Annotated in this window: 20 protein-coding genes; 2 read left to right on the forward strand and 18 right to left on the reverse strand. The window is 55.2% G+C overall.

The genetic code is table 11. The features are described 5' to 3' along the window. The 3 genes from rplN to rpmC form a co-directional block, all read right to left on the reverse strand. Entirely contained in the window at positions 1 to 369 is a 369-nt protein-coding gene (gene rplN, locus AC2FF7_RS20345) for a 50S ribosomal protein L14 (protein ID WP_039523372.1), read from the reverse strand. Between the two features lie 76 nt (positions 370 to 445). Beyond that, on the reverse strand, positions 446 to 676 hold the full coding sequence (gene rpsQ / locus AC2FF7_RS20350; RefSeq protein WP_170356682.1) for a 30S ribosomal protein S17: 231 nt from the start codon (positions 674 to 676) through the stop codon (positions 446 to 448). A gap of 4 nt (positions 677 to 680) precedes the next feature. Further along, positions 681 to 887, reverse strand: a complete 207-nt coding sequence (rpmC, locus tag AC2FF7_RS20355) for a 50S ribosomal protein L29 (RefSeq protein WP_010437082.1) — start codon at positions 885 to 887, stop codon at positions 681 to 683. Positions 888 to 1282: 395 nt separating this feature from the next. On the opposite strand from rpmC, the gene AC2FF7_RS20360 reads away from it, so the two are divergent. Both AC2FF7_RS20360 and AC2FF7_RS20365 read left to right on the forward strand, forming a co-directional pair. Then, entirely contained in the window at positions 1283 to 2332 is a 1050-nt protein-coding gene (locus tag AC2FF7_RS20360) for a cytochrome-c peroxidase (RefSeq protein ID WP_480870101.1), read from the forward strand. A 419-nt stretch (positions 2333 to 2751) separates the two neighbouring features. Next, positions 2752 to 3675, forward strand: coding sequence for a response regulator (locus AC2FF7_RS20365; protein ID WP_480870103.1), 924 nt, complete (start codon positions 2752 to 2754; stop codon positions 3673 to 3675). A 24-nt stretch (positions 3676 to 3699) separates the two neighbouring features. On the opposite strand, the gene AC2FF7_RS20370 is transcribed toward AC2FF7_RS20365, so the two are convergent. The 15 genes from AC2FF7_RS20370 to AC2FF7_RS20440 form a co-directional block, all read right to left on the reverse strand. Continuing rightward, positions 3700 to 4320, reverse strand: coding sequence for a 2OG-Fe(II) oxygenase family protein (locus tag AC2FF7_RS20370; protein ID WP_480870105.1), 621 nt, complete (start codon positions 4318 to 4320; stop codon positions 3700 to 3702). A 40-nt stretch (positions 4321 to 4360) separates the two neighbouring features. Then, a complete protein-coding gene (locus AC2FF7_RS20375) occupies positions 4361 to 4888 on the reverse strand; it encodes an amino acid synthesis family protein (protein WP_480870107.1) in 528 nt (175 codons plus the stop codon). Between the two features lie 175 nt (positions 4889 to 5063). After that, positions 5064 to 5477 (reverse strand): 50S ribosomal protein L16, encoded by a 414-nt coding sequence (gene rplP / locus AC2FF7_RS20380; protein ID WP_058283513.1) that lies wholly within the window; start codon positions 5475 to 5477, stop codon positions 5064 to 5066. A 12-nt stretch (positions 5478 to 5489) separates the two neighbouring features. Continuing rightward, positions 5490 to 6200 (reverse strand): 30S ribosomal protein S3, encoded by a 711-nt coding sequence (gene rpsC / locus AC2FF7_RS20385; RefSeq protein WP_170356687.1) that lies wholly within the window; start codon positions 6198 to 6200, stop codon positions 5490 to 5492. After that, entirely contained in the window at positions 6200 to 6580 is a 381-nt protein-coding gene (gene rplV / locus AC2FF7_RS20390) for a 50S ribosomal protein L22 (protein ID WP_039538267.1), read from the reverse strand. Before rplV ends, rpsC begins: the two co-directional genes overlap by 1 nt. A 3-nt stretch (positions 6581 to 6583) precedes the next feature. Next, entirely contained in the window at positions 6584 to 6862 is a 279-nt protein-coding gene (gene rpsS / locus AC2FF7_RS20395) for a 30S ribosomal protein S19 (RefSeq protein WP_005980699.1), read from the reverse strand. A 3-nt stretch (positions 6863 to 6865) separates the two neighbouring features. Beyond that, the gene (rplB, locus tag AC2FF7_RS20400; RefSeq protein WP_170356688.1) at positions 6866 to 7708 is read right to left on the reverse strand and encodes a 50S ribosomal protein L2; all 843 of its coding nucleotides are present in this window, start codon (positions 7706 to 7708) and stop codon (positions 6866 to 6868) included. Positions 7709 to 7984: 276 nt separating this feature from the next. Next, positions 7985 to 8284: a hypothetical protein gene (locus tag AC2FF7_RS20405; RefSeq protein ID WP_496906238.1), complete on the reverse strand. Its 300-nt coding sequence runs from the start codon at positions 8282 to 8284 to the stop codon at positions 7985 to 7987. A 48-nt stretch (positions 8285 to 8332) separates the two neighbouring features. Continuing rightward, positions 8333 to 8914, reverse strand: coding sequence for a hypothetical protein (locus AC2FF7_RS20410; protein ID WP_496906239.1), 582 nt, complete (start codon positions 8912 to 8914; stop codon positions 8333 to 8335). A 208-nt stretch (positions 8915 to 9122) separates the two neighbouring features. After that, positions 9123 to 10157: a fatty acid desaturase gene (locus AC2FF7_RS20415; protein WP_480870112.1), complete on the reverse strand. Its 1035-nt coding sequence runs from the start codon at positions 10155 to 10157 to the stop codon at positions 9123 to 9125. Positions 10158 to 10321: 164 nt separating this feature from the next. Then, entirely contained in the window at positions 10322 to 10618 is a 297-nt protein-coding gene (locus tag AC2FF7_RS20420) for a 50S ribosomal protein L23 (protein ID WP_008757532.1), read from the reverse strand. Further along, the gene (gene rplD / locus AC2FF7_RS20425; protein WP_008756644.1) at positions 10615 to 11232 is read right to left on the reverse strand and encodes a 50S ribosomal protein L4; all 618 of its coding nucleotides are present in this window, start codon (positions 11230 to 11232) and stop codon (positions 10615 to 10617) included. Before rplD ends, AC2FF7_RS20420 begins: the two co-directional genes overlap by 4 nt. Continuing rightward, entirely contained in the window at positions 11229 to 11954 is a 726-nt protein-coding gene (rplC, locus tag AC2FF7_RS20430) for a 50S ribosomal protein L3 (protein WP_008758167.1), read from the reverse strand. The genes rplD and rplC overlap by 4 nt, the downstream gene beginning before the upstream one ends. A gap of 18 nt (positions 11955 to 11972) precedes the next feature. Then, a complete protein-coding gene (rpsJ, locus tag AC2FF7_RS20435; protein WP_008756422.1) occupies positions 11973 to 12287 on the reverse strand; it encodes a 30S ribosomal protein S10 in 315 nt (104 codons plus the stop codon). A 380-nt stretch (positions 12288 to 12667) separates the two neighbouring features. After that, positions 12668 to 12847 (reverse strand): hypothetical protein, encoded by a 180-nt coding sequence (locus tag AC2FF7_RS20440; protein WP_480870114.1) that lies wholly within the window; start codon positions 12845 to 12847, stop codon positions 12668 to 12670. Between the last annotated feature and the right edge of the window lie 279 nt (positions 12848 to 13126).

Below are 13126 nucleotides of genomic sequence, written 5' to 3' on the forward strand. Positions count from 1 at the left end.
TTACAGCACCTCCGGAGCCAGCGAGATGATTTTCATGAAGTTCTTGCCGCGCAGTTCGCGAACAACGGGGCCAAAGATACGGGTACCTATGGGCTCGTTGTTGTTGTTCAGGATGACGGCGGCGTTGCGATCGAAACGGATCGCGGTGCCGTCTTCGCGACGGACTTCCTTGGCGGTGCGTACGACGACGGCCTTACGGACGTCACCTTTCTTTACGCGGCCGCGCGGGATGGCTTCCTTCACCGAGACGACAATGATGTCGCCGACGGAGGCGTATTTACGCTTGGAACCACCCAGGACCTTGATGCACTGAACTCGGCGTGCGCCGGAGTTGTCAGCGACATCCAGATTGGTCTGCATCTGGATCATGTGGTTTCTCCCGACCTGTGGGGGCTGGTCTCGTTAGATCCCCCAGGGTTTCGACAAATGGGAAAATCCCGGAGGCTTACGCTTCCAGAACTTCCCAACGTTTCGTCTTCGATTTCGGCGCGCATTCGATGATGCGTACGGTGTCGCCGACCTTGAAGGCGTTCTTTTCATCGTGAGCCCGGTATTTTTTGGACTTACGGATGGTTTTCTTCAGAACCGGATGTGTAAAGCGGCGCTCTACCTGAACGGTTACAGTCTGTTCGTTGGCGTCGCTGGTCACGGTGCCTTGCAGGATACGCTTGGGCATCTGATTACTCCTCGGATGCCGCAGCAGCGGCCTTTTCGTTCAGAATGGTTTTGACACGGGCGGCATTGCGGCGGGCCGCTTTGATGCCGGCAGTGTTTTCCAGCTGACCGGTTGCCTGTTGAAAGCGCAGGTTAAAGCTTTCTTTCTTCAGGTTGGCCAGTTCCTCGCGGAGCTGGTCCGGGGTCTTGTCACGCAGTTCTTGGGCGTTCATCGCCTTTTTCCTTTGCTCAAAACACCAGAAGGCCCCCTGATAGGGTCACCTTGGACCTGGTGGATGAATGATAGACATACGAATCGCCCGACAACGCCGGGAGATCGCAGGATGCCGCCGTATAAGGGTTTAGGGGATAGGTGGCAAGAGGAAGTTTGAGCTATCGACAGTTGTCAGACTTCGGCGAGTCCTTCAGCCAACTAACACGTCCGGGCTGCCCGAATACCGGCAAACATGCCACCGGTATTTCCCCGTTTCTAAGAGAACATTAGGGTAAATTAGATGAATTCTAAAAATGTGTCGCGCAGCCAATTTAGAATTGATCTAAATCAAAGTGCCTGACTCAAAGTAAACTAAATAGTTCAGCAGGGAGATTACAGTTATTGGAGCTAACAATGAAACTGAAATCCGGCCTCACTCATGCAGCAATGATCGCGGTCCTGGCTACAGGTGCTCAGGCGAATGACTTGCGCAACGAAGCGCTTGATATTTTCGAACCCCTGCCTTCGACCGTACCTGCAGTGAATGATAACCCGATCACTGTTGAAAAGATCGAGTTGGGCAAAGCCTTGTTCTTCGATCCGCGCATGTCCGCATCGGGTGTGTTCTCGTGCAACTCATGCCACAATCTGGCGACCGGCGGGGACGACAACCTTGAAACCTCGATCGGGCACGGCTGGCAACGTGGCCCGCGCAACTCCCCCACTGCCCTGAACTCGGTTTTCAACGAAGCGCAGTTCTGGGATGGGCGCGCCGAAGACTTGGCCGCGCAGGCGAAAGGTCCGGTTCAGGCCGGTGTCGAAATGGCCAACACACCGGATAATCTGGTGCAAACGCTAAATTCGATGCCGCAATATGTGGAGTGGTTCTCTGAATCATTCGAAGGTGAAGAAGACCCGGTAAACTTTGACAATTTTGCCAAGGCCATCGAAGCATTCGAAGCCACCCTTATCACTCCTGCCCCGTTCGACGCCTGGTTGAACGGTGACGACAACGCCATGACCCAAGAGCAGCTGGCCGGTCTGTCCCAATTCATGGACATGGGCTGCGCCGCCTGCCACTCGGGCGTCAATGTCGGCGGCAGCGGGTACTACCCCTTCGGTCTGATCGAAAAACCCGGCGCGGATGTTCTGCCCGTCGGCGATAAAGGCCGCTTTGCCGTGACCGAGACTGTGGACGACGAATATGTGTTCCGCGCGGCACCTTTGCGGAACGTCGCATTGACTGCGCCCTATTTCCACTCAGGCAAAGTATGGGACCTGAAAGTCGCGGTTCAGATCATGGCCGAGTCGCAACTGGGTGAGGAACTGGGCGACAACGAAGCCAACCAGATCGTTGCCCTTCTGGAAAGCCTGACCGGCACTTTGCCTGAAGTAACTTATCCGGTGCTGCCGGCCGAGACGGCGACGACCCCCCGCCCCTCGGGCGAGATCATCGCCGAATAAACACGTAAGGCAGGCCTAACGGCCTGCCTTTTAACCTTAAAGACCAGACGACCCCTGAGCATGCCACCTTGGACATAGCGGATGCATGATAACACCAAGAGACCGCAGTATGCTGCCGCGCAAGGTATTAGCGGATAGCTTGCAAGGGAAAGCTCATTCTCCCACTCACCCCGTCTGTCGTGATGGCGATCTGCATGGCCTTTTCACCCGATAGTGATAAGAAAATCCGCAATGGCAGGTGCTATGCCTGAAATACATCTTTTCAGTTCGGCAATTTTGACGGTACCATCTTAAAGCGACAACACTTTAAGTTGCACTGACTTTCAAAACAGCATTCAGCGTCGCATCCATTTGTGGCCACATAGAACTAACCAAATTTGAGTTCAGCCAAAGACCGCCAACCATACAGGAGGTTTGCAATGAGAGTTCTTTTAGTCGACGACGATATGGACATCTTAAAGGTGCTTTCGCTTGGGCTGGCCTCGAATGGAAGTTTCACTGTAGAGACAGCATCGTCCGCGATTCAGGGCTTGGAAAAAATCGCTCACGCTGACCGTCCGTTTGATTTGTTCCTTCTGGACATTCAAATGCCCAAAATGACCGGGGTCGAGCTATGCCGCCGGATTCGATCTTTGCCTGACTATCGCTATGCGCCGATCATCATGGTCACTGCGATGTCCGACAAGAAACATGTTGACGATGCCTTTGCCGCAGGGGCGACAGATTATGTAAACAAGCCGGTGGACTTCGATGACCTGCAACTACGCATCAAGCACGCATTGCAGTCATCGGCGCGTGTTGAACGACTTGACACGACTTCGCAAAACATGACCAAAGCCGTTGCCCTCAGCGACGCAATAACAATCGACGATGTAGATGGGGTTCTAAAAGTACATTCTTTTGAAAACTACCTGACGCATCTTGGCAGGCTGAAGTTCCGTGCGACCAAGCTGCAAATCCTGACAGTTACAAATATCGCGTCCATCTATGAAAGATGCACATCACAGGAATTTATTGACGAAGTGACCGATATCGCTGAGTGCATCTCAGACGCACTTTGCGATCATGCGCCGATGATCACCTATTTCGGACGGGGAATCTTCGGCATCGCCACTCATGGTCATTACGTTGATTCCATCGTCAACGTTTCAGACAATATCCGCCGTCAGATTTTGGAAACCGGGTTGGTGTTCCGGGACGGCAGCCCCGTGCACGTTGAATTTGACGTCATCGGAATTGGCCGCAAAACCTTTTTGTCGCCCCACACCCAAGTGGCCTTCGTCGACCGTATGATCGGAGAACTGAAGACAGCCGCTCAATCAGATGAGCCCCTTTTTCAATAAGCGTGGGACGTCACGCTTTCGACGTTATTCCCACTTGTAGTTGAAGCTGACGCTGATGCGTTCTTCTTCGGCCATGTTCATTGGCACTTCGTGGCGCAGCCAGCTTTCCCAAAGCAGCACGTCCCCGACTTGCGGCTTCATATAGATGAACGGCTGCAAATCCCGCCGCCCGCCTTTGACCCGCGTTGGCGCGGCCATCATCCGGCCTGAGCGGGGGTCTTCCAGTTTCAGTGCGCTCGCGCCTTCGGGCATAGCCACATAGGTCGTGCCCGAGATCACGCTGTGCGGGTGCAGGTGGCTGGAGTGCATTCCGCCCTCGGGCAGGATGTTGATCCACAGGTCTTCCAGCTTCAGCGCGCCCTCGCCCAGATCGAACTCAAGATCCTTGGCAAAGGCGGCGACGTGCTGGTCTAGCGCAGCGACTAAATCGGCAAAGATCGGAAACCGCCACGGCAAATCGGTCAGCGAGGCGTAACTGGTGTAGCCGGGATAGCCGTTTTCTTCACACCATTCCTGTCCGGCCTCATCATCCTCGGCGATGACAAGGCATGAGCTTTCCAATTCCTGAGCGTCGATCTTCGGATCGAACTCGGAGACGGACGCGCGGTAGAGACGGGTTACGAAGAGTGATTCAATCTGTGCCATGGGCCGGGCATACCCCAGTGTTTTCGGCAAGGCCAGTCGATTAGCCTTTGACGGGCCCTTTGCCACAGCGTGGGATCGGGCGACCGCCATCGGCATAGGCAAGGCACAGAACGATCTCATCCGGTTTAGGTGCGTCCGGGATGTTCAACGTCATCGTGTCGAAATGGTCGAACGACCAAGGGTTGTCCTTGTGCCCCAGCGGCAGATCAATCGCGCAACCCGGCGCGCCCAGCTTAGCGTTCGAAGGGATCACGGCGTCTCCTCCGCCAGCTGCCGCGCGCATGGGCGCGCCAAGCTTGGGATGGATCACCGCCCCGCCCTGTTCAAGATCGCCGTTTATGCCGATGATCGCTGCCTTGCCGTAGGATACCGGAGCACCGTCTAGTTGGGATATCGCTTCGGAAGCGAGGTCCGGGCCAAGAAGCGCACCAATCTCAAACAACTCTGAAAGGTCATCCGCCTGACAGCTGGCCAGAGGGTTCGTGAACACCGCCAGCGCAGCAACCCGGCTGATCGGATCGCAGGGCTGGCCCAACTGATCGGTGGTTATGATTTCCTTGACGAACATTTTTTTGCGCAACTGAACCACAGGGCCCTCCCATTTCTACCGGGCAGCCTAGGGGCGCAGTGAGACGAGGTCGACGGTTTTTGCGGCCCTTAATTTCACAAGCGCAACAGAAAACCCCCGTCGGTTTCCCGACGAGGGTCAATCTTGTCACGAACAGGGCCTAAGCCCCGATCGCTTACCAGTCTTCGCGAACCACGACGCGGGTCTTGATCGGCAGCTTCATCGCAGCCAGGCGCAGGGCCTCGCGGGCGATGTCGTCATTGACGCCGTCGATCTCGAACATCACGCGGCCGGGCTTGACTTTGCATGCCCAGCGGTCGACCGAACCTTTACCTTTACCCATACGAACTTCGATCGGCTTTGCAGTGACCGGAGTGTCGGGGAAGATGCGGATCCAAACACGACCCTGACGCTTCATGTGACGCGTCATGGCACGACGTGCAGCTTCGATCTGGCGTGCAGTTACACGCTCAGGCTCAAGAGCTTTCAGGCCGTAGGTGCCAAAGTTCAGATCAGAGCCGCCTTTGGCGAGACCCTTGATCCGGCCTTTGTGCATCTTGCGGAATTTAGTACGCTTTGGTTGAAGCATATCTTTCCCTCCTTAGCGACGACCGCCACCAGCACCACGAGGTGCAGGGCCGTCCTGGAGTTCCTGTGCTTTACGGTCACGTGCCTGCGGATCGTGCTCCATGATCTCACCTTTGAAGATCCAGACCTTGATCCCGATGATCCCGTAGGGGGTCATCGCTTCGGCATGTGCGTAATCGATGTCGGCACGCAGAGTGTGCAGAGGCACGCGGCCTTCGCGGTACCACTCGGTCCGTGCGATTTCAGCGCCGCCCAGACGACCAGCGACGTTCACCCGGATACCCAGGGCGCCCATGCGCATGGCATTCTGAACCGACCGCTTCATTGCGCGACGGAACGAAACACGACGTTCCAGCTGCTGAGCGATGGACTCGGCAACCAGCTGCGCGTCAAGCTCGGGCTTGCGCACTTCGACGATGTTCAGGTGCAGTTCGCTGTCTGTCATCAGGGCGATCTTCTTGCGCAGAACTTCAATGTCCGCGCCTTTCTTGCCGATGATGACACCCGGACGTGCTGTGTGGATCGTAACGCGGCACTTTTTGTGCGGACGTTCGATGATCACACGGGCGATACCGGCCTGCTTGCACTCTTTGTTGATGAACTCACGGATCTTGAGGTCTTCGAGCAGAAGATCACCGTAGTCCTTGGTGTCGGCGTACCAGCGGCTGTCCCAGGTGCGGTTGACCTGCAGGCGCATGCCGATCGGATTTACTTTATGACCCATTAGGCTTGCTCCTCAACTTGACGCACCTTGATGGTGATCTCCGAGAACGGCTTCATGATCTTGCCGAAACGACCACGGGCACGCGGACGACCGCGCTTCATGACCAGGTTCTTGCCAACCCATGCTTCTGCGACGATCAGCTCGTCAACGTCCAGGTTGTGGTTGTTTTCGGCATTCGCGATTGCGGATTGCAGGCACTTCTTGACGTCCTGCGCGACACGCTTGTTCGAGAAAGTCAGGTCGGTCAGAGCCTTCTCAACTTTCTTGCCGCGGATCATTTGCGCAACCAGGTTCAGTTTCTGCGGGCTGGTGCGAAGCATGCGGGTTTTCGCCATTGCTTCGTTTTCAGCCACGCGGCGGGGGTTCTTTTCCTTGCCCATGACTTACTTCCGCTTCGCTTTTTTGTCTGCGGCGTGGCCATAATAGGTACGGGTCGGCGAGTATTCACCGAACTTCTGACCGATCATGTCTTCCGAGACGTTGACGGGGATATGCTTCTGGCCGTTGTACACACCAAAGGTCAGACCCACGAACTGGGGCAGAATGGTGGAACGACGCGACCAGATTTTGATGACTTCGTTGCGGCCCGACTCGCGCGCTGCTTCGGCTTTTTTCAGCACGTAAGCATCGACGAAAGGACCCTTCCAAACAGAGCGAGACATGGATTAACGTCCCTTCTTCTTGGCGTGCCGCGAGCGGATGATCAGCTTCTGGGACGCTTTGTTCTTGTTGCGGGTACGCTTACCCTTGGTGTCCTTACCCCAAGGTGTAACCGGTGTACGGCCACCCGAGGTACGACCTTCACCACCACCGTGCGGGTGATCGATCGGGTTCATTGCAACACCACGAACCGACGGACGCACGCCTTTGTGGCGCATACGACCGGCTTTACCGAGGTTTTGGTTGCTGTTGTCGGGGTTGGACACGGCACCAACGGTGGCCATGCATTCCTGACGGACCATGCGCAGCTCGCCCGAGCTCAGACGGATCTGAGCGTAGCCGCCATCGCGACCAACGAACTGAGCGTAAGTACCGGCCGCACGTGCGATCTGACCGCCTTTACCAGGCTTCATCTCGATGTTGTGGACGATGGTACCAATGGGCATGCCCGAGAACGGCATTGCGTTGCCCGGCTTGATGTCAGCTTTCGCCGACGCAATGACTTTGTCACCAACAGCCAGACGCTGCGGAGCCAGGATATATGCCTGCTCGCCGTCTTCGTATTTTACCAGTGCGATGAATGCGGTCCGGTTCGGGTCATATTCGATCCGCTCGACGGTTGCCGCGACATCAAATTTGTTCCGTTTGAAGTCAACGATCCGGTAGAGACGCTTTGCGCCACCGCCGCGGCGGCGTGAAGTGATCCGTCCGGTGTTGTTCCGGCCGCCCGATTTGGTCAAACCCTCTGTGAGAGACTTGACCGGACGTCCTTTCCAAAGCTCCGAACGGTCGATCAGCACCAGCCCGCGCTGGCCCGGCGTCGTCGGCTTGTACGACTTGAGTGCCATGCTTTCTGTCTTCCGTTTAGCAAGTGCAGGGAGTTTCCCCGCTATGTGATAGGCCCCCGTAGGTGCCAAGGGTATAGGGCCCCGAAGGTCCCCGGTTACAAATATCAGAGGCCCCGGAACGAATCCGAGGCCGCAAGATTGGGAGCGTGTAACAGGGTTGGGGGTGGGTGTCTATAGGGCCTCAAGACTTCTTTTTATTGGAGCTTTCTAATGGCCCAATCCTATCGAAGTGATACATGGCCCTAACCGGTGTTAACGCAAATTTTCTGGCAGTAGCTAATCACCATCTGTGGTTCTGCTGAGTAGGGCGAACTTTTCTTCTGCCACTTGAACAAATTCAGCGCGTTGTTCAGCAATTGATGAAGAAAGCCTATTCGCATCAACTATGGCTTTTTCAATATATGCTGGCATATCCATTTCGTCATGAATCGAAGGATCAAAAATCCCTTCTAGTTCGTGGTTGGCCTGGAGCCTGCCAGAATTTTCTGCCAACAGTGCACGCAACTCTTGAAGCTCACTCAGCAATTTCGGAAATTGATCACACAAAGGCTCAACAAGAAATTTCCTTTCCGGCACGTCCCACTCAAAGCACATATTGTCTAATTTTTCCGACAGTACCGACTGCTATGTGTTTCCAAAATTGTGATTTTTGATGAACATCGCCAGCCCCGTGGAACTACCAAAATCGCCCAAGAATTTCTGATATAAATCAAAGCCTCGCGACAACTTTGCTCTGCCTACTTCTCTTTGGTGTTTTGCATCCAAAATACCTGGCAAATCCTCCAGAAAGTGAGCTAACAAACTGTAAAGTAGCGCTAAGCATATAAGGATCACTCCAAACACGCCGCTCTGGTCTTGCCCATCATACGCTGGGATTGATTGATTGAAAAAGTGCGCTACCAAAGCACTCAGCAGCCACTGGATTAATCCTTGAAAAAAATATGAATCCAGCAATATCGCTGACCCAATACCAATAACCCAACGAACAATCTTTTTATGAAATGGCGGGAAAAGGTAGTTGATTAACCATTTGACCAACTTCTTTCCCTCATCGAAAAGCTCTTCCACACTTGGGATCACTTTGTAGATCTTTCTTAGTTTGGAACATTTTTTGATTGTTGCGCTACTTTTTAGCTCCCGCTCGAATTGAAACGGATAATCAAAACCCGAAATCATAACAACCCCGCTTTCCACTTGTTCGTCCAAGCCCGGAATCACGGCCGAAGGCCGCCGCGCCAGCGACTGCCGGTCCCGGCGGGCTGGCGCTTTGGGGGCATTTGCGCCTCGCTAAAAGTTCGGATGTATTTGGCACCGTAAAGCGCCCTGATCGGCCGTTGCAGTGCCATCCCACGGGCAGTCTTCCGCGCGTGTCATAGCTTTGTATGGGTAAGTCAGGTCAGAAGCGACTTGCCCCTTACCCATAAAGCGCCCGCGCCTCGGCGAAGGACAACAGGCGACGGCTCTTTTCGTCCCACAAGTGCAACCGCGCATTGGCGAGGCTTTCGCGGATGGTCATCCGGTTGCTGTTGGCCAGCTCATCATGATCGCGCAACACTTCGGTCAAGCGATAGAATGGAATGCGACTGTACAGATGGTGCACATGGTGGATGCCGATATTGGCGCTGAACCACTGCAATACGGTTGGCAGAATGTAGTGCGAACTGCCGTGCAGGGCGGCCTCGTGCAATTGCCAGTCCTTGTCGGGATCCCACTGTGTCTCTTCGAACTGGTGCTGCACGTAAAACAGCCAGACACCCGCTGTCGCGGCCAGCATGGTCGTTGGCAGGAAGATCAGCAGCAACGGCATCACACCGCCGAAATAGTATATGGCCAGCAGAGCCAGAAGGATTGCCAGATTGGTGGCCATGGCACTGATCCAGAATTTCAGGAGACCCGTTAGGCCAAGCGGCAGGCGGTTCTGCAACAGAAACAGGTAGCCGGGCCCTAAGCCAAACAAGGTGACCGGGTGGCGGTAGACCCGATACCAAAACCGGTTCAAAGGCGTCAAAGCCAGATACTCTGCCACGGTCAGAGTGTGAATATCGCCCATCCCGCGCTTGTCCAGATTACCCGCGCTGTTGTGATGCGTAGAATGCGTACGGCGCCAGACATCATAAGGCGTCAGGGTAAGCACGCCGATCACCCGACCGGTCCAATCGCTGAGCATCCGGTTGCTGAAGAACGCCCCGTGTCCACAATCATGCTGGATCGCAAACAGACGCAGCAGAAAGGCTGCGTTGAGAACTGCAATGGCAAAAGCCAGCCAGTAGCTGATCGACATAGACATCCACGACAGCGCCCATAAGGCAATAAATGGCACGATGCTGACGCCAAGCTCGAACGCGCTACGCAACTGGTTCGGCTCTCGGTATTTGGCCAGTGTAGACACCCAATCCCGCGCTGCGGTCACTTGCGGATTGCCCGGGTTCGGTTTGATGGAATGTGTCATGCGCCTGCCGTGTTTTCTAACTTCAACCGGATAACCTTCTGACCCGGCGTCGCAAGCGATTTATGCAATTGGCCTTTTAATCCGAGGTCAAATTTGTGTCACCGCCATAGTAAAAAACCCCCGCTTTCGCGGGGGTCTTCCATTCTTTCCATGGACCGTTCCGATCAGAGACCGGTGGACACGTCGATGGTGTTACCCTCTTCCAAGGTCACATAAGCTTTTTTGACGTCTTTCCGACGACCCAGCTGGCCGCGGAACCGCTTGACCTTGCCTTTGGTCACGGTGGTGTTCACCGCTTTGACCTTCACACCAAACAGCGCCTCAACGGCCTCTTTGATCTGCGGCTTGTTGCTGTCGATCGCCACTTCAAAGACAACCGCGCCGTTCTCGGACGCCATGGTCGACTTCTCAGTAATGATCGGCTTGCGGATCACGTCGTAGTGTTCTGCCTTCGCGCTCATTTCAGACGAGCCTCCAGTGCTTCGACAGCCGCTTTGGTGAGCACCAGAGTGTCACGCTTGAGGATGTCATAGACGTTTGCGCCCATCGACGGCAGGATATCCAGACCTTCGATGTTCTTGGACGCTTTCAGGAACCCTTCGTTCACGGTCGCGCCATCGATGACCAGAGCACGTTTCCAGCCCAGGTTTGCAACCTGTTTGGCCAGAGCGGCGGTCTTGCCTTCGGCTTCGGCGTTCTCGATCACAACCAGTTCACCTGCTTTGGCTTTAGCCGACAGAGCGTGGCGCAAGCCAAGCTTACGGAACTTCTTGGGCAGGTCGTGGCCGTGCGAGCGTACGACGGGGCCTTTGTAGATACCACCACCACGGAAGATCGGCGCGTTGCGGTCACCATGGCGTGCGCCACCGGTGCCCTTCTGGCGATAGATCTTCTTGGTCGAGTAGCTGGTTTCCGAGCGGGTCTTGACCTTGTGGGTGCCGGCCTGCGCGTTGTTGCGCTGCCAACGGACCACGCGGTGCAGGATGTCCGCACGCGGCTCGAGACCGAACAGATCGGCGTTCAGCTCGATGTCGCCGGCTTTGCCGCCGTCCAGTTTGATTACATCAAGTTTCATGCTTCACCACCTTCCGCGGGAGCTTCTTCCGCAGGTGCTTCGGTTGCAGCCGATTTCACAGCAGCCGGGAAAGGCAGGCCTTCCGGTGCTTTCTTCTTCACGGCGTCCTTGACGGTGACCCAGCCCGATTTCGGTCCGGGAACGGCGCCTTTGATGAAGACCAGGTTCCGGTCGGCGTCGGTTTTGACGACCTCCAGGTTCTGGGTGGTAACACGGGCAGCACCCATGTGACCGGCCATCTTCTTGCCTTTGAAAACCTTGCCCGGATCCTGACACTGACCGGTCGAACCGTGCGAACGGTGGCTGATCGAAACACCGTGCGAGGCGCGCAGACCACCAAAGTTCCAGCGCTTCATCGCACCGGCAAAGCCTTTACCGATCGAGGTGCCCGAAACGTCAACTTTCTGACCTTCCAGGAAGTGTTCTGCCGAAATCTCGGCGCCCACATCAATCAGACCATCTTCGGAGACGCGGAACTCGGCCAGCTTACGCTTGGGCTCAACCTTCGCAGCGGCATAGTGACCGCGCATGGCTTTCGAGGTGCGTTTTGCCTTGGCAGCACCGGCGCCCAGCTGAACGGCGGTGTAGCCGTCTTTGTCAGCGGTACGCTGTGCAACAACCTGCAGGTTGTCCAGGTGAAGAACGGTCACAGGGATCTGCTTGCCGTCTTCCATGAACAGGCGGGTCATGCCAACTTTCTTTGCGATAATACCAGAGCGCATAATCTATACCCTCCGATCTTACGACTGCAGCTTGATCTCGACGTCCACACCAGCAGCGAGGTCGAGCTTCATCAGCGCGTCAACGGTCTGGGGGGTCGGATCAACGATGTCGAGCAGACGCTTGTGCGTGCGGATCTCGAACTGGTCGCGGGATTTCTTGTCAACGTGAGGGCCACGGAGAACCGTGAACTTCTCAATCTTGTTCGGCAGCGGGATCGGGCCGCGCACGTTCGCGCCGGTCCGCTTGGCAGTGTTGACGATCTCTTGCGTGCTGGCATCCAGAACGCGATAGTCAAATGCCTTCAGCCGAATACGGATGTTTTGGCTTTGCATAGATACAGCCTTTTATCAGGCGTTGAGGTTGAGAGGAGGACAGACGCGCATCGCCAACCCTCTTCGAACCCAAAAGGCGGGAATCACCCCGCCTTGATGTTCTTATCGAGAACTCGCGCGTATTAGTTGGGTTGGTGGGGTTTGGCAAGGGGTTTGTTGGCCTTGTTGGACCTAAAAGGGCGACAGGAGCCGGCGCCAAAAACCAGTCTTTAGATTGAACTTGGCAACGATAGTGCGCAGCAGGACTACGAATGAGCAAAACAGCCCGCGCGCGACAATCATTGAGCCTAAGAAAACCAAAATGACACTTGATGGATTTCACCCCACGCAACGACCAGCACGAAGCTTGACGGTAGTTATTTTAGCCGCGCGTTTACGCGTCAGGCTCTGTTAGGCAACTCCGCAAGCGTGACTTTGAACCGCTTACGCTCGCGGCAAAAGTCGCTGTTATCACATTCGATTTCCTGATCGTCGTCTCCAAGTATGGCGGCGCGCATGTCCTCCAAATCCTTGCTGTGAAGGATTTGCGTTCCATAGTTCAAGAATTCAAAACCAAACATGATTTCCTCCTGGTTACTTCAGCGGTTCGCTAGATACGCGCCCCACTTTTTGTTTCATTTCACATGTGGGTTTCCTGTCTTTGCGTGAGGTGGACAAAGGATTAAGAAGCCTCAATCCGCTTCAGTTCTTGGGCGACGGCGGGCCTTCTAAGCATTTGCTCCCTTCGAACACATTCAGATTCACCTAGGAAGTGCCTGGCACAACGAAAAAGGCCGCCCCTGTGGAACGGCCTTCTTTAGTGCAACGTTTAGGCCCGAGATTATTCGACGAATAATCTC

Source organism: Ruegeria sp. YTSC325 (assembly GCF_059609525.1).

Coding starts and splice junctions, on each gene's coding strand:
- rplN (WP_039523372.1), bottom strand. CDS start 369: ATGATCCAGATGCAGACCAATCTGGATGTCGCTGACAACTCCGGCGCA.
- rpsQ (WP_170356682.1), bottom strand. CDS start 676: ATGCCCAAGCGTATCCTGCAAGGCACCGTGACCAGCGACGCCAACGAA.
- rpmC (WP_010437082.1), bottom strand. CDS start 887: ATGAACGCCCAAGAACTGCGTGACAAGACCCCGGACCAGCTCCGCGAG.
- AC2FF7_RS20360 (WP_480870101.1), top strand. CDS start 1,283: ATGAAACTGAAATCCGGCCTCACTCATGCAGCAATGATCGCGGTCCTG.
- AC2FF7_RS20365 (WP_480870103.1), top strand. CDS start 2,752: ATGAGAGTTCTTTTAGTCGACGACGATATGGACATCTTAAAGGTGCTT.
- AC2FF7_RS20370 (WP_480870105.1), bottom strand. CDS start 4,320: ATGGCACAGATTGAATCACTCTTCGTAACCCGTCTCTACCGCGCGTCC.
- AC2FF7_RS20375 (WP_480870107.1), bottom strand. CDS start 4,888: ATGTTCGTCAAGGAAATCATAACCACCGATCAGTTGGGCCAGCCCTGC.
- rplP (WP_058283513.1), bottom strand. CDS start 5,477: ATGCTTCAACCAAAGCGTACTAAATTCCGCAAGATGCACAAAGGCCGG.
- rpsC (WP_170356687.1), bottom strand. CDS start 6,200: ATGGGTCATAAAGTAAATCCGATCGGCATGCGCCTGCAGGTCAACCGC.
- rplV (WP_039538267.1), bottom strand. CDS start 6,580: ATGGGCAAGGAAAAGAACCCCCGCCGCGTGGCTGAAAACGAAGCAATG.
- rpsS (WP_005980699.1), bottom strand. CDS start 6,862: ATGTCTCGCTCTGTTTGGAAGGGTCCTTTCGTCGATGCTTACGTGCTG.
- rplB (WP_170356688.1), bottom strand. CDS start 7,708: ATGGCACTCAAGTCGTACAAGCCGACGACGCCGGGCCAGCGCGGGCTG.
- AC2FF7_RS20415 (WP_480870112.1), bottom strand. CDS start 10,157: ATGACACATTCCATCAAACCGAACCCGGGCAATCCGCAAGTGACCGCA.
- AC2FF7_RS20420 (WP_008757532.1), bottom strand. CDS start 10,618: ATGAGCGCGAAGGCAGAACACTACGACGTGATCCGCAAGCCGATCATT.
- rplD (WP_008756644.1), bottom strand. CDS start 11,232: ATGAAACTTGATGTAATCAAACTGGACGGCGGCAAAGCCGGCGACATC.
- rplC (WP_008758167.1), bottom strand. CDS start 11,954: ATGCGCTCTGGTATTATCGCAAAGAAAGTTGGCATGACCCGCCTGTTC.
- rpsJ (WP_008756422.1), bottom strand. CDS start 12,287: ATGCAAAGCCAAAACATCCGTATTCGGCTGAAGGCATTTGACTATCGC.
- AC2FF7_RS20440 (WP_480870114.1), bottom strand. CDS start 12,847: ATGTTTGGTTTTGAATTCTTGAACTATGGAACGCAAATCCTTCACAGC.